The following is a 20,670-nucleotide window of genomic DNA, read 5'->3' as shown; positions in this document are numbered from 1 at the left end:
GGTGTGTCGTGCGTAACACGTGCTGCTCATCCTGCGCCATCTGGTGCCGGGGTGGGGAGATTGCGGACCCATGGTGCAGTCCGTGCACAGAAGTGTGCACGAACTGCACCATCACACCGCTCCGGCCTCCGGTCCCCTGCGCGCTGTGGTTGCATGGGCTCACTACATCGGACGAGATGAATGGAGAAGGAACCATGGCTGGTGGTCGTCTGGAAGGAAAAGTCGTTCTGCTGACAGGCATCGGGGGCGGAATGGGCCGGGTTACCGCCCGGCTATTCGCCCGCGAGGGCGCCACTGTTGTCGGCTGTGACCTCGATGCCGACGGAGCAGCGGAGACGGTCCGCCTGGTGGAGGCCGACGGGGGCGCCATCGAATCAAGCGCCCCGTTGGACCTGGGCACCCGGGAAAACATCGATCGCTGGGTCGGCGGCGCGATCGAACGCCACGGCCGCATCGACGTGCTCTACAACAACGCCAGCATGCCGAAATTCGCGCCGTTCGCCCAGATGAGCGGCGAGGATTACCGGTCGACCATCCAGAACGAGCTGGACCTGGTGTGGCATGCCTGCCAAAGCGCCTGGCTGCACCTGGCCGCCGTCGGCGGTGCGATCGTGAACATCGGTTCGGGCGCCGGGATCCAGGGTGCCCGGGCCCTGCCGCAGGCCGCCCATGCTGCCGCGAAAGGGGCCGTCATCGCTCTGACTCGGCAGCTCGCCGCCGAGGGTGTCGCCGTCGGCGTTCGCGTCAATTGCGTGAGTCCTGGTGTCATGGCGACTCCGCCGGTACTCGCGATGTTCGAGGAATTCGGCGAGAACGCGCCTGTCGCCCCGATCATCGAGCGCACGATTGACGGCAAACCTGGGGAACCACTCGCCGTCGCGTATGCAGGCCTCTACCTCGCCTCCGAGGAGGCGAAATGGGTCACGGGATCCCACCTGGTCGTAGACGGCGGAGCCAGCGCGATGATGTAGGTCCGATCGAGACCGGCCTATGCGTCGCCACCTGGCCGTGGACCAACACCTACTGTGAACGCTGATGATTCCGCTGGCTACATCGATGTAAGACACTCCGGCATATCGCCTTCAAAGACTCTGTTGACTCGGGCCAAGGGGATCGTCGAAGACCTCACCCCGAACAATTCTGGAGGCATGGACCTCGCTCGTTCCTCACTAATCGTTCAGACACGGAGGGCAGGTGGTTTGACGCCGGAGCCGGGGGTGAAGGGATTCATTGCGGGTTCCATCAGCCCATAGGAGCCAAAGAATCACCGAGCATTCCAGTTTTCTCGAATACTCAATGATCTTCTGGCCTTGTTGCGCGGTTGGCTGCTTAACGGCCCGCCCTTGGTGACCGCCGCCAGCCGACGGTGAGCAACCAGCCATTCCTTCAGATAGCGGGTCGCGTCGGCGTTTTTCACGATGTTGTCCTCTTCGAAGGCGTCGATGGAGGCCACGATGGACGCGGCCGCGAGGGGATGGCCGGAGTAGGTCAGTCCGCCGGGGAACACGCGCTCGTCGAACGTTGCGGATATTTCTTCGGAGATGATGACACCGCCGACGGGAACGTAGCCTGCGTTGACGCCCTTGGCGAAGGTGATCAGGTCCGGCCGGACTTTGTAGGCGTCGAGGGCGAACCAGTCGCCGGCGCGGCCGAACCCTGCCATGACTTCATCCGGGATCAGCATGATGCTGCGCTGGTCGCAGAGGGCCCGATACTCCTGAAAGTGTCGTCAGGGGCAATCTAGAGGGCCGAGTCCTCCTGATGGTGTCGTGGGCCCATTGAGGAGGGCCTGATCCAGTAATGGTTGACTGGATCAGGCTTTCCTTTTCAAGTCATCTTGGTCGCGCCTGGACTTCCGCCATTGGCGCGCTGTGGGTGAAATACGATTAGGCCATGGTTACCAGTGTTGATGTGGCCCGGCATCTTGGATTGTCGCAGTCGACGGTTTCACGTGCTTTGCGGGGGGATCCGGCTGTCGCGCCTTCTACCAAGGAGCGGGTTTTGTCCGGGGCGCGGGAACTAGGCTATGTACCGGATGCAGCGGCCCGCATGATGGTGACCCGGCGGACGCACGCGGTGGGCATTGTGGTCGCGGATCTGACCAGCCCGATCTACCCGGTCATTGTGGAGTCGTTGCAGAATCGGTTGCTGGAGCGTGGTTACCGGATGGTGCTGATTCGGGACCCGGATATTTCGCCGGATCCTGAGGCTGTTGATGTGCTCGACCGTGCGACGGTTGACGGGATGATCTTCGTGTCGGCGAGGGAGGGTTCTGCCGCGGTCCGGCGGGTCCTTGACCGCGGGACGCCGGTGGTGCTGTTGAGCCGTGATGATGTCAGCGTCGATGTCGAGGCGGTCCTGGCGGATGACAGGGGCGCGGGTGAGCTGGTGATTTCCCATCTGCAGGGTCTGGGGCACACGAGAATCGGCGTGCTGTCCACTTTGCGTGACCGGTCCAATGGCCGTGACCGCGAGGATGGTGTCCGCGCTGCGATGGAGCGCCGCAGCATCCCGGTACGCGAGGACTGGATTCAGCACCTCCGCCTGACGCACGAGGACGGGGTGCGGGCGGCCCTGGAGATGCTTGATCGCCAGGACAGGCCTACGGCACTGTTTTGCGTGACGGATGCTTTTGCGTTTGCTGCGTTGGACGCTGCAACCCAGTTGGGCCTTCGGGTTCCGGAGGAGCTGTCGATTGTGGGATTTGATGACTCCGGGCCATCCCGCTGGGCTTTTGTGAACCTGACCACGGTGCACCAGCCCATTGCGGAGATGTCGTACGAGGCGGTCGACCGCCTGGCCGGGAGAATCGAGGGCGGGCCTCCCAGCCAGACGCGGAAGCCCGTATTTCCGGTCAGGCTGGAAATACGGGGGACGACCGCGCCGCCTCCTCAGGCGGTATTGCGGCCGCCGCTCAGGTCGAGCGTCTGACCGGTCACGTAGCTCGCTTCGGTCGAGAGCAGCCACGTGGCCAGGGCGGAGAATTCCTCGGGCAGTCCGACCCTGCCCATGGGGACTTTGGCGAGCAGCTGGGCGTTCCGTTCCGGGCTGAGGTCTTCAAGGAGCCGGGTCTTCATCATGGACGGTGCGATGGAGTTGACCGTAACCCCGAAAGGCGCGACTTCCTTTGCTGCCGTTTTGACCAGGGCCACGAGTCCGGCCTTGGACGCTGAGTAGGCGGCCTGGTGCGGGTTCCCTTCACGGGCGGAAATTGAGGACAGGATGGCCACCCGGCCGTATCCCTGCTGTGTGAGGGCGGGGAGGAGGCTCGCCAGGCCGTGCAGGCAGCCGTCCAGATTCACGCTCAGGGTCCTAGCCCATCCGTCGGCGGGCATTTCGGTCACCGCGACCTCGGGGCCCTGGATTCCGTGGGCGAACAGCGCCCCGTCGATCCGGCCGTACCGCTGCAGTACTGTCTGGACGGTGCGGTCCCAATCGGTCCTTCTGGTGACGTTCAGTGCCATGCAGTTGGCGGGGCTGCTTCCGTCGCCGAGCCCGCCGTCGGCGACGTCGGTGCAGACGACAGTGGCGCCTTCGCGTGTGAGCCGGTCCGCGGTGTCGGATCCGAGCCCGCCGGCGGCGCCGGTGACCAGGATGACCTGATCCCGGAAACGGCCGGGCCAATAGATCTCGGCGCTGGCGGTTCGGGGCCGCGGGGTGCTGCCTGCGGCTGCCCCCGGTGTTGTCACGTCGGTGAGTTCGCTCATGATGTTCTCTCCATTTCAGTTTTCAGGGGTGAGCCGATCAGAATCCCGGTTGCGGTGTGGATGTGTTTGAGGTGTGCGGCTGTGCCGCCGGTCTCGACGGCCCAGACGTCAGGGACTTCGACGCTGATGGGCGCGTCAGGCAGTGCCGCCAGGATCTCCCGGAGAGGGAACACTCCCTCCCCGGGGGCCAGCCGCTTCGCACGCGACTCGATCTGCCGCGCGGATCCGTTCACGTCCTGTCCCAGCGGCATGCAGTGCGGGACCGGCAGTGCCGGGGTTTCGGCCGGGCCGTCACAGAGCTGGATGACTGTGACCGCGCCGGAAGGCAGGGCTTTCAGGTCTTCAATTTGGCTGCCCGCCCGCACGAAATGGAGCGCGTCCAGCATGATGCCGCACCCCGTCCGGTCGACCAGCAGGCCGGCAGCGGGTACGGAATCCAGCGGCTGATAGGAGATCGGCTCGATGGACGGACGGATTCCGTACTGGGCGGCATCGTCAACCAGAGCCGCAAGGCTGTCCGTCAGCCGGGCGCGGTCCGGATCACCGCCGATGACGTTGAGAACGCTCGCGCCGAGGGCCGCTCCTGCCTCCAGGACCGGTTCCCATTCCTCGCGGCCGCGGTGTCCGTCCAGGGTAAATACTTCAATGTCGCGGACTGAGAGGCCCGTACCGGCCAGGCGTTCGATGGTCTGCGCGGACATGAACGAACCGGCAGCCATCGGGTACTGAGTTTCACCCCGGGTGGCCGGGTGAACCCGGACCCCGACCGAGGTGAAGCCCGCATCTGCCGCTGCCTCCACCAGGTCCGGCGGACTCAAATGCAGCGCCGACAAGTGCGCCAGACCAATCGTTCTATTCATAACTTCCATCCTGCTCGCTAAGTGTTGACTGCCATCAAGCGGTGTGCGTATGATCTAAATCACTAAATGACTACGTAGTCATTAAAGCACTCAATCCGCTCGCCCGCAAAGGTGCAGCCGAGCAAACAGAAAGGTTGCGGTGAACCGCAATGCCTAGTTCCCACACTTCGAGCACCGGGGGTACCACCATGGGCGCCCTGAACCACCCGCCCGTCGTCTTCAGTGCCAGGGCAGGACGGCGGGCAGCGCTGGCCAGCACCGTTGGCGCCGTCGTCGACTGGTATGACTTCTTCCTCTACGGCACCGCTGCCGCCGTCGTGTTCGGGCCGTTGTTTTTCCCCTCGGACAACCAGGTCGCCGGGCTGCTGGCCTCCATGGGTTCGTTCGCCGTCGGCTTCCTGTTCCGCCCCATCGGCGGGGCCATCTTCGGCCACTTCGGCGACAAGTACGGCCGCCGCACCATGCTCTTCATCACCGTCATCATGATGGGACTGGCCAGCACCGCCATCGGGTTGCTCCCCACCTACGCCGCGATCGGCGTCGCCGCACCCCTCCTGCTCGTGACCCTGCGGGCCATCCAAGGCATCGCCGTCGGCGGCGAATGGGGCGGCGCGGCCCTGATGGCAGTAGAAAACGCGCCGGCAGGCAAACGCAACTTCCTCGCCACCGGCGTGCAGATCGGCTCCTTCGTCGGACTGCTGCTCGGCACCGCAGCGTTCTCCCTGGTCACCGCCCTGACCACCCCGGAACAGTTCCTCGCCTGGGGCTGGCGGCTCCCGTTCCTGATCAGCATCCTCTTCGCCCTGATCGGCCTCTGGATCCGTGCCGGCGTACCCGAGTCGGCGGAGTTCACCGCCGCCAAGGAAGAACACAAGGCCGCGCGCGCACCGTTGGCCGAAGCGCTGCGGACCAGCCCCAAGCAGATCCTCGCTGTGATCGGCATGCGGATGGTGGACCAGAGCACCTTCTACATGGGCTTCACCTTCTCCCTGGCCTACGTCAAGAACTTCACCCACACCCCTACCTCCACGGTCCTGACCGCTTCGATGGTCGCCATGGTCCTGGCCATCCCCTTCCTGGCACTCTGGGGACGCCTCGCGGACAGGTACGGCCGGAAGTGGTTCTACATCATCGGCCCGCTCGCCGCGGCCCTTTCAGCCGCGCCGTTCTTCGCGGCGCTGGAAAGCGGTGAACTGATCCCGATGATCCTGGGCTTCGTCGTCCTGATCAATCTCGGGCACAACATCTCCACCTGCGTTCAGCAGACCTGGTTCACCGACATGTTCGACGTCCGGATCCGCTACAGCGGCGCAGGATTTGCCTATGCACTGGCCGGGGCCGTGGGCGGCTTCATCCCGCTGATCGCCACCGCCCTCATGGCCAGCAGCGGCAGCTGGGCCCCTGCCGCGGCACTGCTTGCCGGGCTGTGCCTGATAGCCCTGGTGTCCAGCCTTTGGTCCTATAAGTGGGCCAACAAGGAACACCGCTAAACCCACCCAAGAAGCAGGACGCGCCCAAACCAGCGGCGAAGCGAAGACGAGTGTGCGGCAACCGGCAACCGGGACGCCAGTTGCTACGCATTCACCCCCTGCACACAAAACACAGACCACAGATACAGCCAACAATTAAGGCCAGAGCCGAGTGAACACCACAGAATCCGATGACCTGACCACAGCCCCCGCCAAGACCCTGGACTGCGACGTCCTCGTCATAGGCTCCGGCGCGGGCGGGCTTTCCGCAGCGGTCACGGCCGCCTACCACGGCCTGAAAGTCATCGTCGTGGAGAAGGCCCCGGTCTGCGGGGGCGCCACGTCCTGGTCCGGCGGCTGGGCCTGGACCCCGGCAAATCCGTTGGCGAAAGCTGCCGGCGTCAGCGAGGACCGGGAAGCCATCCGCACCTACCTGCGCCACCGCCTCGGCCCGGACTACCAGACCGAGAAGGTCGAAGCATTTCTTGAGGCCGTGCCGCACATGGTGGGCTTCTTCGAGAACAAAACCAGCCTGCAGTTCACCCCAGGCGAGAATATCAAGGACATCTACGGCCAAACACCGGGAGCCGGAACCGGCCACCGCTCGGTCGGGCCCAAGCCCATCAACGCCCGCAGCATCAAACCCGAAGTACGCGCCAAGATGCGCCACCAGCTCTATGAGACCTCGTTTCTGGGCATGGGCATCATGGCCGGCCCCGACCTCACCAAATTCCTTTCAGCGTCACAGGGCCGCATCATCGGCCTGTTCCACGCCGCACGCCGCTTCACCCCGCACGTCTGGGATCTTCTGGTCCACCGCAGGAACATGCAACTGGTCAACGGAACCGCCCTGACCGGCCGGCTGATGAAGTCCGCCGACGACCTCGGCGTCCACATCCGCGTCTCCACACCCGTTACCCGCCTGCTGACCGACGGCACCGGGCGGGTATCCGGCGCCCTCGTCGATTCCCCCGAAGGCACACTGGCCATCAAAGCAGCCCGCGGCGTGGTGCTGGCAACCGGCGGATTCCCCCACGATATTCAACGACGCAAAGAACTGTTCCCCAAAACCCCTACCGGCCGCGAGCATTGGACGCTGGCGCCGGCTGAAGCCAACGGCGACGGCATCTCGCTGGGCCAGTCCGTCGGCGCCCGGTTCAAAACCAATGTGAAGTCAGCCGCTGCATGGTGCCCGGTCTCGCTCGTGCCCTACCGCAACGGCCGGACGGGCACATTCCCACACATCATGGACCGCGCCAAGCCCGGCTCCATCGGAGTAAGGGCCAACGGCAAACGGTTCGTCAACGAGGCCAACGGCTACTACGACTACATCACCGCACTGATCGACGCCACGCCCGAGGGCGAGGCGGTGCAGTCCTGGCAGATCGCCGACACCCGGTTCGTCCGCAAGTACCCACTGGGCATGGCCAAACCGCTGCCCGTGCCGCTGTTTCCCTACCTGCGCTCGGGCTACCTGAAGAAGGGCCGCACGATTGAAGAACTCGCCACCAAATCCGGGATCGACCCAGTCGCCCTGCGGCACACCGTGGAGCGCTTCAACGAACACGCCCGCCAAGGCGTGGACCCGGACTACGGGAGAGGGGACACCGAATTCAACCGCTACGGCGGCGATCCGAACGTGGGTCCCAACCCATCCCTGGCACCCCTTGAAAAAGGCCCCTACTATGCGGTCAAGGTAGTGCCAGGAAGCTTCGGTACCTTCGCCGGCCTCGACGCGGACGGCCGCGCCCGCGTCCTGAACAACGACGGCGAAGCCATCCCGGGGCTGTATGTAGCCGGCAACGATCACGCATCGGTCATGGGCGGCCACTACCCTGCCGGCGGCATCAACCTGGGACCCGCACTGACATTCGGCTACATCGCCGGCCGCGATCTGGCCGGGGCCACCGACTATGAAGACGACCCCGCGCCAATGGCACAAGCAATCCAGAAAAAACAGGACGCCACAGCCCGGCAGCCTTCCGCATACCAGCGATAACGAGCACCTCATGGCGCCCCGGCGCGGCCCAACGCCGGAAGACGGCGGGCTCCCCAAACGCGGTTCCACAGGGAGGGCGTCGGCCCTCCCCAATGACGATGTGACCTGCTGAACCACTGAGGCATCGCACCATCAGTGGTAGCGCAAGGCGAAGATTCGTCGGTTACGAGTGCACCCTTACGGAATCTTCATTATCGGAGTTAAAAACACGGGAGTGGAAGTAGGCGCTAGAACTCCCCTTCCGTGATGACCAGTTCAGTGTTTCCACATATACATACGGCATCACTTCGACGTGAGGGGAACTGGATCTACAGCTACCCGACTGCCGGCCTGATTGTGTCAAGTATTTCTGGCCCCGGGCGAGCAACTGAAACTGGCCCCAACCGGTGACGATCGTGACGGTAACAGCGCATTTAGGTGTTCTAGATAATGCACTCAAAGTGCAGTATGATGCACTTATGGATGAGAGTACAACGAGCTTGGCGCTGGCAATCGGCTCCCGGGTTAAGCAGGAGAGGCAGTCGCGGGGCTGGACGCTTGATCAGCTGGCGGAGTCTGCCGGGGTAAGCCGCAGGATGGTCGTCAACGTGGAGCAGGGTGCCGCGAATCCCAGCGTTGGAACGCTCCTGAGGATCAGTGACGCGCTCGGTGTGGGGCTGCCGGCGCTGGTCGAGTCACCTCGGCCGAAGCCGGTGAAGGTCACCCGCAGTGGTGAGGGCGCTGCTTTGTGGAGCGGTGAGTCCGGCGGGCGCGGGGTGTTGGTGGCCGGCACCGAGCCGCCGGACGTGGTTGAACTGTGGGACTGGACGTTGGGTCCCGGTGACCGTCATGTGAGCGAGGCCCACACATCGGGCACCAAGGAGCTTTTGCAGGTCCAGCAGGGCACGGTCACGGTGGAGGTCGCAGGTCAATTGCTCACCCTCGATGAGGGCGATGCGGTGACGTTCCCGGGCGACGTGGCACACTCTTACGCCAATTCGGGCACGGAGCCGGCGAGGTTCTCCCTGGCCGTCTTCGAGCCGGGCGTGGGGACGGGACACCGGCCGGAGGCGTCCGATGCCTGAGTCGGGCATGCTTCAGGAATTTCTCGACGGCGGCCATGTTGACGCCACCGTGTTCGCGCTGCGGCCCGACTACCGGGCGTTGCTGCTGGCCGTTGACGGACTCGTCCCTGGCCCGAGTGACCAGGCCGGTGAGGAGCTGCTCCAGGAGGCGGAATCCGCAGCCCGGGAGCTGCTCAACGGCCGACCGGTTGAGCGGCTCCCGCACGTGGCTGCGTGGCGCGATGCTTATCAGGGCTTCGGAGCCAAACCGAACCGCACGCGCAACTCCCTGGAGGCGCTGTTGCGCCGGGCGGTGTCCGGGTTGCCCCGGGTGAACCGTCTCACCGATCTCTATAATGCGGTTTCGGTGCTCCATCAGGTCCCGCTGGGTGGGGAGGATCTGACCCGCTACAGCGGTGCGCCGCGGCTGGTTCGAGCCACCGGCAAGGAGCCCTTTGATACCGCCGCCGACGGCGCCGCGGTGATCGAGCACCCGGAATCCGGCGAGGTGGTGTGGTGCGACGATGCCGGGGTGACCTGCCGGCGCTGGAACTGGCGACAGGCACGCCGCACCCAGCTCGGCGAGGAGACCACCTCCGCGCTGTTCATCCTCGACGCGCTCGAACCCATGACCGATGAGGCGCTCCAGGCCGCAGCCGAGGACCTGGTCTCCCGGCTGACCCTACTGGGTCCCGACGTCGGGGTCGCCCGCCGCCTGATCCCCGCCGGCACGATGACCAATGGAGATGCTCAATGAAGGAGACTGACATGCCCTTCCACTCCCGGACACGCGCGATCGGTGACCGGCAGGCCCGAAAGGGCCAGCCGTGAGCCAGCGCGTCCCCAAGAATGTTCCCGTTCCGCCGTGGGGGCTGGCCGTGGCGGCCATGCTCTCGGTCCAGCTGAGCTCGGCCCTGTCAGTGGATCTGATTGCGGCGGTGGGGCCGGCCGGAACCGCCTGGCTCAGACTCAGCGTGGGAGCACTCATCTTCCTCGCCATCGCCCGCCCCCCATTGCGCGCGCTGCGCCGCCCCGACATCCCCGTGCTCCTGGGGCTGGGCGCCGCCACCGGACTGATGACCATCGCCTTCCTCGCCTCCATCGAACGCATCCCGCTCGGCACCGCCGTCGCGATCGAGTTCCTCGGTCCGCTGACCGTCGCCGCGGTGCGAACCCACAGCGCACGGGCGCTTATCTGGCCAGCCCTGGCGCTAATCGGCGTCGTCCTGCTGACCGAACCCTGGGCCGGTGACATCAACCTCGCCGGTATCGGGTTGGCAGGCCTCGCGGCCGTCGGGTGGGCCGTCTACATTGTGCTCACCCAACGGATCGGCGACCGCTTCACGGGCATCGGTGCGCTTTCACTCACCGTTCCCGTCGCAGCTGCCACGGCAGCGGTCGTCGGCATCCCGCAGTCCGCCGGACATCTCAACCTCGGGATCCTCGCAGCCGCCTTCGGACTGGCCGTCCTGATGCCGGTGCTGCCAATGGCGCTCGAGATGCTCGCCCTGCGCCGGATGACGCCCACCGCGTTCGGCACCCTGATGGCCCTCGAACCCGCCATCGGGGTGCTCCTCGGGCTGCTCGTGCTGCACCAGCAGCCCTCACTCACCCAATTCGGTGGCATCACGCTCGTCGTCCTCGCCGGCGCCGCCGCGCAACGCGGCGGCCGACGGCAACCGCGCTCCCGCGAACACGCCGGCGCCCGCATCGCCCCCGACCTCATCGGCCAAGGGCCAAAGTAAGCGACAGTCCTCCAAATAGGGGGTCCGCCAGACTGTCGCTACGCGGGAATTCCCTGCTGACAGGGCCCCGCAGCTAAGTCCCCCAGGGAGTGCCTCAGACTTTGCTTCCCTGTTATTCAGACCTAAGGAGTTATAACCATGTTCACCGGCTTGAGTGCCTTCCCCCTGACCCCTCTGGCAGATGATGCTGTTGACGAGCCCGCCTTCGTTCGCCTGATCGAACGGCTTTCGGAGGCGAAGGTTGACTCCATTACCGCGCTCGGATCCACGGGCTCCTACGCGTATCTGGGCGGCGAGGAACGGAGCCGTGTGGCTCGTCTTGCCGTCGAGCACGCCGGCGCGACACCGGTGTTCATTGGTGTTGGGGCCTTGCGGACCTCACACGTCCTCGCGAACGCTGAAATGGCAGAGCAGGCGGGGGCTTCCGGGCTCCTGCTTGCGCCCATGACCTATCAGTCCCTCACCGACGATGACGTGTTCGAACTCTTCCGGACCGTCACCGCGAACTCGTCGCTGCCCGTGATCGTCTATGACAACCCGGGCACCACCCATTTCACCTTCACGACCGAGCTTTACCGACGCATCGCGGAACTGACCGGAATCGCCTCCATCAAAATCCCCGGCGTGCCGGCCGATCCCGAGCTAGCACAGGCGCGGGTTCAGGAAATCCGCGCCGCCGTCCCGGCGCACGTGACCATCGGAGTTTCCGGTGACGCCAAGGCCGCCGCCGGACTGGCCGCCGGGTGCGATGCCTGGTACTCCGTCATCGGCGGCACCGTGCCCGCCCTGGCGCTGCGGATCACCCGGGCCGCCCTGGAAGGGCGGGTCTCAGACGCGACCGCTGAGTCCGAACGGCTTGCACCGTTGTGGGAGTCGTTCGCCGAGTTTGGCGGGAGTATCCGGGTCGTTGCGGCCATAGCGGAACAGCTGGGACTGGCATCACCATCGTGCCTGCCGCTTCCCCTCCAGGGATTGACCGCGAAGCAGCGTGCCCATGTTGGCAGGATTGTCGATGAGCTCGGGCTTATCCCGTAGCGCCGGCCTCGACGTTTCACGCGGGAAGTACCGCCGGGGCGGGGCGCTGGCGCGCTACGTCTTCGCCGCGACGCTGGTGCGAAGCGCAGACGGCGGCGCAGTGGTCGCCATCGTGCTGCTCGCGCACGCCTGCGGGATGCCGGGCTGGCTGGCCGGCATCCTGGGAGCATCAATCACCGCACCCCACCTGCTCGGCCCCTTCATCGCCCGACGCCTCGATACAGCCCGCGACGGACGCAAGGTCATCGCGTGCTCCGCCGTCCTCCACGGGGTGCTGCTCGGTGCTGCTGCACTGCTCCTGCCCGTCGCCTGGCCGATCTGGCCAGCCATGCTGCTCTTCGTCTCCGGCATCTTCGGGCCGATGCTCACCGGCGGGATCAGCAGCCGCCTGCCCTCCATCGCCGGCCCCGAACTGCGCAGCCAACGCAGAGCACAAAGCTGGGACGTCGCAAGCTACGGACTCAGCGGCACCCTCGGCCCCGCAGCAGTCGCATGGATCGCGGCAGCATCCGACGCACTCACCGCGACACTCGTTCTGGCCGGAGCCGCCGTCGTTGGTGCTGGAGCCGTCCTCGCACTCCCCAAGCAAGAGCCGCCCAACAAGGCCGTTGAGGTGCCATCACCCGGACGAACACTGAGCCTCATATGGGAACGTGGTCCGCTGCGCCGCACACTCGGACTCACCGTGACCGTCGCATTCTCTGTCGCCGCGCTACCGATCTACGCCGTTGCCACAGCTCCCGCGTTCGGCGGCGCCGCGGCCGCCGGAACACTGGTCGCAGCCTACGGGATAGGGAATCTCCTCGGATCAGCAGGGCTCATGCTCCGACCGCTTCGCCGCGACGCAGACCCTCTCATGAGCTCCCTCTCCGCACTCGTCGCGGCAACGCTGATACTCGCGATGCTTACTCCGACACTCCCCACATCCCTCATTGCCTTCGGCCTGGCAGGGATCGCCAACGCAATGTTCTTTGCGGCAACCCTCGCCGCGCGAAGCGAATACGCACCCATCGAGGCCCGCGGCCAAATCTTCATCTGGGTAGGCGCACTCAAGATCGCAGCAGGATCCGCCGGAACAGCCGTCGCGGGTGCAACCATCGCACAGACGGTCTGGGCACCACTTCTGCTGGCGACAGCCCTCACAGCAGTTGCTGCGACCACCAGCATCATCGAGCGCTCCCGTCCACGCTGGTCCAAGCACTAGCCCGCCTGAATTCAACAACACCCTCACCCCGACATGCCCGCAGCCCGGCGGGGGGTGCATCAGGCGCGCGCCAAAAAGCGCCGCCAAGACAACGCCAAATAGCTCTGCGATTCACACGGTTATTTTGTGGATCGCAGCGCTATTTGGCAGTGAATTCGCAGGGCTTAGTTGCCGACGAGTAGGGCTTCTCTGGCTGTGTCGATGATCTCGGGAGTGAGCGTATCGAGGTGGTCGTGCGTTTGGATCACCCCACGCGGCGCATCGCGTGCAGTTCGATCTCGACGCGCGCCCTGAGCGGGAGCCCGGCGACGGCGACCGTCGTGCGCGCGGGGTACTGGCCGTCGAAGTACCTCGCGTACACGGCGTTCATCGCTGCGAAGTCGTCCATGTCGACGAGGAAGACGTTGACTTTGACGACATCGCGCCAGCTGCTGCCGGCCGCCTCGAGGACGAGGCCAAGGTTGTCGAAGACGCGTGCGGTCTGCTCCTCGATGCCACCGCCGACCAGCTGCCCGGTCGCCGGGTCGATGGGCGTCTGCCCCGAAAGGAACAGCAGGCCATTCGGTATACCGCACGCTTGGGAATAGGGGCCCACGGGCGCCGGGGCGCTCTCGGCCATCACATAGGTCGGTTCCATCGCTGAGGTCCTCTCCGTCGGACGACGCGCGCTGCCGGAGCGTACCGGCCGGCGACCGGCTACCACGGCAGTCCGCTCGCTGATTTTCAGTCTACTGCCGGCACGGCTGCGGTGAGCTCTCAGCCGTCCGGCACCTGCTCGGGACTTCTTGCGGCAGGTCCCGTTCCACAGTTACTCCGTAGGGAACATCAGCGCTGAGGTTCACTGTGTACATATCAGGTCCGTGGCGGGTGACGAGAATGCCCTGCCATCCTTCTGTCATCGAGTGGTCGCGGGCCATCTCTACAGCCGTGTTGATACTGTCTGCGATTTCCGTCGGGGATAGGCCTGTGATGTGGAAGTAGCGGCCGGCCTCGATCGTGATGATCATTGGACTCCTGATTTGCTCTTAATATCGCCTTTGATTTGATGCTCATGATGTGGGCACGCACGTAGCGAATCGGATCTTTGGGACGAAGAAATGGTTTTCAGCGATGGCATACTCGCCCGATCGGATTCTCTTGACCGGAGGTTTGCCACCGAACTTGCACCGCATCCCGGGTGGCGGTTCCGCAGCCCGGGATGCAGTGGGTTGTCACTACGGAACGGTACGACTTTGGAGAGCGCCGATCGGGTGTGAAAGGGAACGGTGGCAATGGCGCTRATTAGGTCCCGTTTCTCGAGATGGCACCCGCCACACAGAGGGACGGGCCTGGGCACTGGTGCCTGGCCCGTCCTTGTATTGGTGGTGGGGGTTAGATTTCGGTGGGCTGGGCCTGGCTGGCATTCCGCTTAGTTGACCGCGTGTCGTCAGCGTTTGGTTGCTGAACCTCCTTGGTGGGTTCGCCCGGCTGCCTCTCACGGTCGTGGAGGTCCATCTCTGGTGGTTCCTTGCGGAATCCTTTGGTGAGGAAGGTTAGATAAACAACTCCCAGACCGATCCAGCAGCAGCCGATGGTGATGGCGATGGGACTGAGCTGGGTTAGAAGGTAGATGTCGACCGCGGCGCCCAGTATTGGTAGGACGATGAAGCCAATGATCGAAAGCTTTTTGCCTTGCCGGCGGTTTCGGATGAAGTAGGCGATGACGCAGAAGTTGACGGCTGTGAATGCCAGGAAGGCTCCGAAGTTGATGAAGGAGGTTGCCGTTTCCAAAGAGATGTTCAGTGCCAGCATGGCCACGGCACCGACGAGGACCAGGTTGAAGATGGGCGTTTTGGTTCGGGGGTGGAGGCGTCCGAAGAGCCTGCGGGGTAGGACTCCGTCGCGGCCCATGACGTAGAGGAGTCGGCTGGTGCTGGCCTGGATGGCGAGGCCCGATGCGAACCCGCCGATGATGAAGAGCATGTTGGTGATGTTGGCGTAGAACTGCCCGCCGACGAGGACCTGCATGGAGTATGCTGCGGTCGCTGCGTGCTCGAAGTCTCCGCCTGGGTGAACGAGCTGCATGATGTAGGAGACCACGACGAAGATTATTCCGCCGACGAGGACGGTCAGGAGGATCGCGCGGGGAATGTTGCGCTGGGCGTTTTTGGTTTCTTCGCTGAGTGTGCTGACGGCGTCGAATCCCAGGAAGGCGTAGGCCGCGATAGCGGCTGCGGCAGCGACGCCGCCGACCGTCGTGGCATTGTTCCAGAAGGGGTCTGTGAACGACGCAGGCGGGTTGCCCCCGAGGTAGGCCAGGCAGTAGGCGATGAAGATCCCGATGAGGGTAACAACCAGAAGGGTCAGCGTTTTATTGACACGGTCAGTGAGCACGATTCCCGTGACGTTGATGATCGTTGTCAGTCCAGCGTTCAGAGCGAGCCAGGCCCAGACAGGGATGCCGGGAAACTGCGCTGCAAGGTAGAACGATTGGAACAGCCAGGCCACGGTGGGAAGGAAGAGGTAGTCGAGGAGGATTGCCCACCCGACGAGGAAACCGACACGGGAATCGAGGAGCCGTCGTGCATACACGTAGGCTGATCCCGAGTTCGGAAAGATCTTTGCCATTTTCGCGTAGCTGAGGGCAGTCAGCAGCATCGCGGCCGTGGCGAGGGCGAATGCTGTCGGGGCTGTTCCGTCGCTGGTGGAGGAGATGATACCGAAGATCGTCATTACGATTCCCGGGGCCATATAGGCCAAGCCGAACACGACCACCGATAGCAGGGATAGCTTGGGGGTAAGTTTAATGTTCTCAGCGGACATGGGGAGTTCCTTAGGCTGGGGCAGTGCTGAGGTTGGTCAGGGTTGACGGGGCGTTGGTCTGCCGCCAAAGGCGGGGATCAAGCTGGCCGGCGTATAGCGGCAATGGAATGCTGTCGTCGTTTTCAGCGAACTGGTCCCAGGGGCGGGTGACGCCCGCTGTGCCATATTGACGGACGTTCCCTACCTGGTCCAGGTCGATCACATCAACCAATGTCGCGTCTTCGGGCCCGGTTGCCGAAATTCGCACGCGGCCTTCAGGATCAACCAGGAAACTACGTCCAACCCCGTGCGGGCCCGCCGCGTTCACACTGGCAACGAAATTCTGGTTCACGATTGCATTGGCTTGACCGATAACAACTTCCTGCACACGATCGTTGGTCGGCGTCTGGACAACATTGAGAACGAGCTCTGCCCCCATCCAGGCCAGATGCCTGCTGTGTTCGGGGAACCAGGCGTCGTAGCAAATTGACAAACCGACGCGGCCGTAGCCGGTCATGTCGAAGACCACGAAGTCCTTACCGGAACAAACGGTCTCATAGGGCTTCCAGGGAAAGATCTTTCGGTACGCGGCTACTGCTTTTCCTTGTGGAGAGTAGACAACGGCGGTGTTGTAGATATGCCCGTCCGTACCACGTTCAAGCACGCTGCCAGGCAAAAGCCAGATCCCAAGGTCTCCGGCAAGCTCAGCAAGGGTACGGCCGCGCGGGCCATCAAGAGGTTCTGCCGAGGCTTCCATGTAGGCCTGCCGGTCCACAAACCCGGCAGAATCCACCGTGTTCAAGTGAAGCTCCGGGTAAACGAAAAGGTCGGCGACGGCATGCGCTTTGACCCTTCGCTCGAGACCAGCAGCAAAATCAGTCAAGGACTCAGCAGGTGATTGCACAAGAGCCAGAGGGAGAAGTCGAGTCATGACGGTAGCATTCCTATCGTGGGAGATTTCATTAACTAAAGATTAATTAAAGAATAATTAACGAACTTGGGTGTGTCAAGGGTCACTTCGAGGCCAGTGTGAAAGCATGGTGAGCATGGCAAGACCACGGAATCAGACAGCCCGCCGGGATCAACTCGTAGCAGCAGCAGGACGAGTCCTGCTGGACAGAGGGTCATCAGCGGCCCGCCTTTCCGACATTGCCAACGAGGCCGGCGTCACCCCGGCTGCGGTGCTGTACTACTACCGGGACGTCGACGAGCTCTTCAGCGAGGTCTTCCATCAAGGCGTGACGGAGTACTGTGACCGCCGGGAGGCCCGCATCCAAGCCGAAAGCGACCCTGAAGCGCAACTGAGGGCCTGCATCCACTCAGGCGTACCTTGGCCCGGGGAAAGCGAAACCGCTTCCCGGATTCTCGTGGAACTCATCCCAGTTTATCTGCGCAACAAGGCAGCCGCTCGGCAGCAGATGGCGTTCGTGGAGCGTCAAACGAACCTCTACAAAGGGATCCTGGAACGAGGCGCGCAGGAGGATGCCTTCACCCTCTCAGCGCCAGCCGGATTCTTGGCCCGGAGCTTCGTAGCCCTCGAGGACGGCCTCGTAATGGATGTACTCCTCGGCGACCTGACGCCGGAAGACGAGTACGAATTCCTGATCAGCTACGCGACGAACATGGTAAAAGCCAAGACCGGCAACAACTTGCAGCTCAGCTGACTCCCCGAGCAACAGCGGACACAAGCAAGTTGACGGGCGCGACTCATCGGGCGCGCACCCCGGTGCGTCGGTATGCTCCGGCGATGCAGTCCTCGGGGTCGTTGACCCCAAAGGATGTCGCGGTATCCGGACCGAAGTGGGCCCAGATCCGCGAATCGCTGGGGATCACAAAACAGGCCGCCCACGACTTGTACCGGCGCAGGATCGAAGAACAGGAGAAGTACCTGCCGAGCTTCACGACGCGGCAGCTGCGCGTGCGGTCCTGAAAGAAGTCAAGGAACACTAGCCAGGCTCTCGCACCCATCCTCCTGCGTGGGCGAAGAGTGCCTGGTTCGATCACTCCCCCAGGTTCACGAAAGGTCCAGTATCGGCGTTTTATAGGCAGTGGAAGTAGCTTCGAGAGCTCCTGTCGATGGCCACTGCCCCCGGAGCCACGCCCCGCGAATCTCGTGAGCTTTTAGCACTCAGAGTTCGAGAGGCCGCTCAACCACCAGGGCCGAGAGTTGAGGATTGCATCCCCTCTATATTCGAGCGGCGGGGTACAGCTCCGAGGTGAAACGTGAAAGGTTCTGCAGGCACTCCCTTATCGCAGGCGCGGCGAAATGCAGCGGATTCCAGACACCGAAAAGAGTGAACACGAGGTCCTTTCCCCGATGAGTGATGGGCATGGCGTGCACCCCGAAATTCGGATCATCCGAGAGCACGCAGATGCCTTTGCCGGCGGCTGCCAAGGCTTGGCCGACCACGGCCGAGCGTACTTCAAATCCGGTCGTGTAGGTGAGGCGCTCAGTGCTGACAGCATCATCGAACATTGTGCGGACACCAAAATCAGCGGTCATGGTTATGAGAGGCCATTGGACGAGTTCCTGGAGGCTGATTTTCTCCCTCCCGGCAAGAGGGTGTTTGGCGTTGCACTGGGCCCAAAGGAACGCCCTGCCAACTACAACCGATTTGAGCTCGGATGGTGGGGGCTTTGTTCCCAGAGCGAAGTCAGCCTTACCGTCCTGCAACGCCGAGTAGACAAACTCAGGGGTCGCCTCGACAACATTGGTCAGGACTCCATCGGGCCCCTGCGAGACAATGAAAGGGGCGATGATGTCGGCGACGGTGGCAGAGGCTGCCGCTACCGTAAGCCGTTGCACCGAACCTCCGGCCATCGCCCGCGCGGATGATTTGGCCTGGGCGGCGCGGGTGACCAGGTCCTTGGCGATGGGCAGAAACGCAGTGCCCGCCGCGGTCAGCGACAATTTTGCTCCTGACCTATCGAAGAGGGTGAGCCCGAGGTCCTGCTCCAAGGAGCGAAGCTGCCGGGATAAAGAGGGTTGGGCCACCCGCAAACAGCGTGAAGCGGCATTGATTGATCCTTCATCAACGATGCTCAGGAAATACGTCAAGTGCCTCAAGTCCACTATGCCTCCAAGGTATGAGTTTTACTCATGTTAGGCATTTCCCAGGTATAGGTACACCTAGTTAGACTCGTCACACTTCCCACCCTTCTTCAAGGAGTCTCTGTTGGCACTCTCATTTCCACACCCGGCTCGGACGGTGCTTGTCACGGCCACAGCCGCCGTCGTTGCCCTTAGCGCGGCGGGATGCAGTCCTGCCGCACCCAAAGCTTCTTCCGGCCCCGACGTTTTCTCTGTGGCCGCATCTGCAGCCATTACCACGTGGGATCCGGTTCGTTCGTTTTCCACCGAAGCCCTCTACATGGGCAACATATACGAACCCCTGCTTTGGAAGAACCCTGCAGGTTCCGCAGAAGCGTATTCCCCGGCAATAGCCGAGTCCTGGAGCGCCAGTGCAGACGGAAAATCCTGGACATTCAAGATCCGCTCCGGAGCCACCTTCCACGACGGCGAGCCGATCAATGCCGCGGCGGTCAAAGCCAGCATCGACGCTGCCAGGGACCATGCAGCCGCATCCTTCATCTGGGCACCGGTGGAGAGCGTTACCGCCCCGGACGACTCCACTGTCACGCTGCAGCTGAAGTACGCTGCGCCGATGGACCTCGTCGCCTCCTCGACCTACGGCGCCTGGATCGTTGCCCCGAAGGCCCTGGCCGCATCCGCCAAGAATGACAAGTACTTCGAGGCCGGAATCGACGCGGGCTCCGGCCCCTACACCATCGGCTCCTACAAGCCCGGCTCTAAGGTCGTGCTGAAGAAGTACGACGGCTACTGGAACAAAAAGGCTGCATCGCACTTCGACTTTGTCGACATCTCTATCACCCCGGACGCAGTCACGGCCCAGCAGATGCTGACCGCAGGTGAGGTGGACTACGCGACCAACATTCCCTTGGAAAACCTCAAGACCCTGGCCAGCGATCCGAAGTTCACGGTGAAAGACTTCAACTCACCGTTCAACTTCCTGGCCATGTTTAACACCAGCCGCGCACCACTCAACGACCCGGAGGTCCGCCGCGCGCTCAGCTACGCGATTCCGTACAAAGAGATCATTGACATCGGAGGGCAGGGCTACGGCACGCAGTCCCACGGCCCTGCTCCCAGCGGCATCTTCCCCTACAGCCAGGACGTCCCGCAGTACTCCCAGGACTTGGAAAAGGCCAAGCAACTATTGGCCTCAGCTGGTCATGCCGACGGCATGAACCTCAAACTCACCTACGCCTCCGAGAATCCCGCGGAAGCGCGGTTCGTGCCGCTGATCAAGGACGCCTTCGCCAAAATCGGTGTGAAGCTGGACGTGAAAGCCGAACTTTTCAACCAGCAATGGGACAGCGCAAAGGCTGATCCTCAGAGCGCCCAGGACATCTTTGTACTTAACTACTGGCCGACTTACAGCGACGCCGGCAGCGACAATCTCACGACGCTGTTCCATTCCAGCGAAAAGCCATCCTTCAACCTGAGCTATTGGAAGTCCCCGGAGTACGACAAATTGGTGGACAAGGCGGCAACCTTGACGGGAACGGACAGGGACGCAGCCCAGGGCCTTTATAAGGAAGCCATGGACCTCCTCTATAGGGAAGCACCTGCCGCATTCCTCTACGATGCCCGCACAGTCTCAGTCGTTCCGGCCGGGTTGGAAGTTCCCGCCTACAACGAAAATTACCCGTTCACGGCCTTCTTCGCCCCCATCAAACGCGCCGCCTAAACGATACGACGCAGGCAGGGCCCGGGCTGCACCAACAAAGCCCGGGCCCTTGCCC

The 20,670-nt window shown here is 63.4% G+C and carries 19 protein-coding genes and 1 pseudogene; 12 read left to right on the top strand and 8 right to left on the bottom strand.

Features of this window, described 5'->3' with window-relative positions:
• The first annotated feature begins 194 nt into the window (after positions 1-194).
• Positions 195-971, top strand: a complete 777-nt coding sequence (locus AC1DZQ_RS15095) for an SDR family NAD(P)-dependent oxidoreductase (RefSeq protein WP_476946712.1) — start codon at positions 195-197, stop codon at positions 969-971.
• A gap of 344 nt (positions 972-1,315) precedes the next feature.
• On the opposite strand, the pseudogene AC1DZQ_RS15090 reads toward AC1DZQ_RS15095, so the two are convergent.
• A pseudogene (locus AC1DZQ_RS15090) lies at positions 1,316-1,711 on the bottom strand (aminotransferase class III-fold pyridoxal phosphate-dependent enzyme); the annotation flags it as partial.
• Positions 1,712-1,893: 182 nt separating this feature from the next.
• Here AC1DZQ_RS15090 and AC1DZQ_RS15085 point away from each other — a divergent pair.
• Complete coding sequence (locus tag AC1DZQ_RS15085; RefSeq protein ID WP_476868212.1) at positions 1,894-2,931, top strand: LacI family DNA-binding transcriptional regulator; 1,038 nt, start codon at positions 1,894-1,896, stop codon at positions 2,929-2,931.
• Here the strand turns inward: AC1DZQ_RS15085 and AC1DZQ_RS15080 are convergent.
• Positions 2,892-3,707, bottom strand: coding sequence for an SDR family NAD(P)-dependent oxidoreductase (locus AC1DZQ_RS15080; protein WP_476946711.1), 816 nt, complete (start codon positions 3,705-3,707; stop codon positions 2,892-2,894). The genes AC1DZQ_RS15085 and AC1DZQ_RS15080 overlap by 40 nt on opposite strands.
• On the bottom strand, positions 3,704-4,567 hold the full coding sequence (locus AC1DZQ_RS15075) for a sugar phosphate isomerase/epimerase family protein (RefSeq protein ID WP_476946710.1): 864 nt from the start codon (positions 4,565-4,567) through the stop codon (positions 3,704-3,706). The genes AC1DZQ_RS15080 and AC1DZQ_RS15075 overlap by 4 nt, the downstream gene beginning before the upstream one ends.
• A gap of 149 nt (positions 4,568-4,716) precedes the next feature.
• Between AC1DZQ_RS15075 and AC1DZQ_RS15070 the strand changes: the two genes are divergently transcribed.
• From AC1DZQ_RS15070 to AC1DZQ_RS15040, 7 genes are all read left to right on the top strand, one after another.
• Positions 4,717-6,057, top strand: coding sequence for an MFS transporter (locus tag AC1DZQ_RS15070; RefSeq protein WP_476952670.1), 1,341 nt, complete (start codon positions 4,717-4,719; stop codon positions 6,055-6,057).
• Positions 6,058-6,208: 151 nt separating this feature from the next.
• Positions 6,209-8,035: an FAD-dependent oxidoreductase gene (locus tag AC1DZQ_RS15065; protein WP_476868208.1), complete on the top strand. Its 1,827-nt coding sequence runs from the start codon at positions 6,209-6,211 to the stop codon at positions 8,033-8,035.
• Between the two features lie 458 nt (positions 8,036-8,493).
• Complete coding sequence (locus AC1DZQ_RS15060; RefSeq protein WP_476964289.1) at positions 8,494-9,099, top strand: helix-turn-helix domain-containing protein; 606 nt, start codon at positions 8,494-8,496, stop codon at positions 9,097-9,099.
• The gene (locus tag AC1DZQ_RS15055) at positions 9,092-9,835 is read left to right on the top strand and encodes a B3/B4 domain-containing protein (RefSeq protein ID WP_476964288.1); all 744 of its coding nucleotides are present in this window, start codon (positions 9,092-9,094) and stop codon (positions 9,833-9,835) included. Before AC1DZQ_RS15060 ends, AC1DZQ_RS15055 begins: the two co-directional genes overlap by 8 nt.
• Before the next feature lie 70 nt (positions 9,836-9,905).
• On the top strand, positions 9,906-10,823 hold the full coding sequence (locus AC1DZQ_RS15050; RefSeq protein WP_476964287.1) for an EamA family transporter: 918 nt from the start codon (positions 9,906-9,908) through the stop codon (positions 10,821-10,823).
• 138 nt (positions 10,824-10,961) lie between these two features.
• Complete coding sequence (locus tag AC1DZQ_RS15045; protein WP_476964286.1) at positions 10,962-11,858, top strand: dihydrodipicolinate synthase family protein; 897 nt, start codon at positions 10,962-10,964, stop codon at positions 11,856-11,858.
• Positions 11,836-13,062 (top strand): MFS transporter, encoded by a 1,227-nt coding sequence (locus tag AC1DZQ_RS15040; protein ID WP_476964285.1) that lies wholly within the window; start codon positions 11,836-11,838, stop codon positions 13,060-13,062. The genes AC1DZQ_RS15045 and AC1DZQ_RS15040 overlap by 23 nt, the downstream gene beginning before the upstream one ends.
• Before the next feature lie 244 nt (positions 13,063-13,306).
• Here AC1DZQ_RS15040 and AC1DZQ_RS15035 read toward each other — a convergent pair whose 3' ends face one another.
• The 4 genes from AC1DZQ_RS15035 to AC1DZQ_RS15020 all read right to left on the bottom strand — a co-directional run bounded on the left by AC1DZQ_RS15035 (position 13,307) and on the right by AC1DZQ_RS15020 (position 16,726).
• On the bottom strand, positions 13,307-13,699 hold the full coding sequence (locus AC1DZQ_RS15035; protein ID WP_028275097.1) for a RidA family protein: 393 nt from the start codon (positions 13,697-13,699) through the stop codon (positions 13,307-13,309).
• 91 nt (positions 13,700-13,790) lie between these two features.
• Complete coding sequence (locus AC1DZQ_RS15030) at positions 13,791-14,069, bottom strand: hypothetical protein (RefSeq protein ID WP_043433975.1); 279 nt, start codon at positions 14,067-14,069, stop codon at positions 13,791-13,793.
• 364 nt (positions 14,070-14,433) lie between these two features.
• The gene (locus AC1DZQ_RS15025) at positions 14,434-15,864 is read right to left on the bottom strand and encodes an APC family permease (protein ID WP_084475808.1); all 1,431 of its coding nucleotides are present in this window, start codon (positions 15,862-15,864) and stop codon (positions 14,434-14,436) included.
• A 10-nt stretch (positions 15,865-15,874) separates the two neighbouring features.
• Positions 15,875-16,726 carry a nitrilase-related carbon-nitrogen hydrolase gene (locus AC1DZQ_RS15020; protein WP_028275098.1) on the bottom strand — a complete coding sequence of 284 codons (852 nt, stop codon included), beginning with the start codon at positions 16,724-16,726 and terminating at the stop codon, positions 15,875-15,877.
• A gap of 163 nt (positions 16,727-16,889) precedes the next feature.
• Here AC1DZQ_RS15020 and AC1DZQ_RS15015 point away from each other — a divergent pair, with 163 nt between their 5' ends.
• Positions 16,890-17,507, top strand: a complete 618-nt coding sequence (locus AC1DZQ_RS15015; protein ID WP_043433997.1) for a TetR/AcrR family transcriptional regulator — start codon at positions 16,890-16,892, stop codon at positions 17,505-17,507.
• 83 nt (positions 17,508-17,590) lie between these two features.
• A complete protein-coding gene (locus AC1DZQ_RS15010) occupies positions 17,591-17,773 on the top strand; it encodes a hypothetical protein (RefSeq protein ID WP_476952663.1) in 183 nt (60 codons plus the stop codon).
• A 255-nt stretch (positions 17,774-18,028) separates the two neighbouring features.
• On the opposite strand, the gene AC1DZQ_RS15005 is transcribed toward AC1DZQ_RS15010, so the two are convergent.
• Positions 18,029-18,901 (bottom strand): LysR family transcriptional regulator, encoded by an 873-nt coding sequence (locus tag AC1DZQ_RS15005; protein WP_156945017.1) that lies wholly within the window; start codon positions 18,899-18,901, stop codon positions 18,029-18,031.
• 247 nt (positions 18,902-19,148) lie between these two features.
• Here AC1DZQ_RS15005 and AC1DZQ_RS15000 point away from each other — a divergent pair, with 247 nt between their 5' ends.
• On the top strand, positions 19,149-20,615 hold the full coding sequence (locus tag AC1DZQ_RS15000) for an ABC transporter substrate-binding protein (RefSeq protein ID WP_476952662.1): 1,467 nt from the start codon (positions 19,149-19,151) through the stop codon (positions 20,613-20,615).
• Positions 20,616-20,670 lie beyond the last annotated feature (55 nt).

Source organism: Arthrobacter sp. P1_C12_2 (genome assembly GCF_056406415.1).
This window is presented reverse-complemented; position numbering and strand designations above follow the sequence as displayed.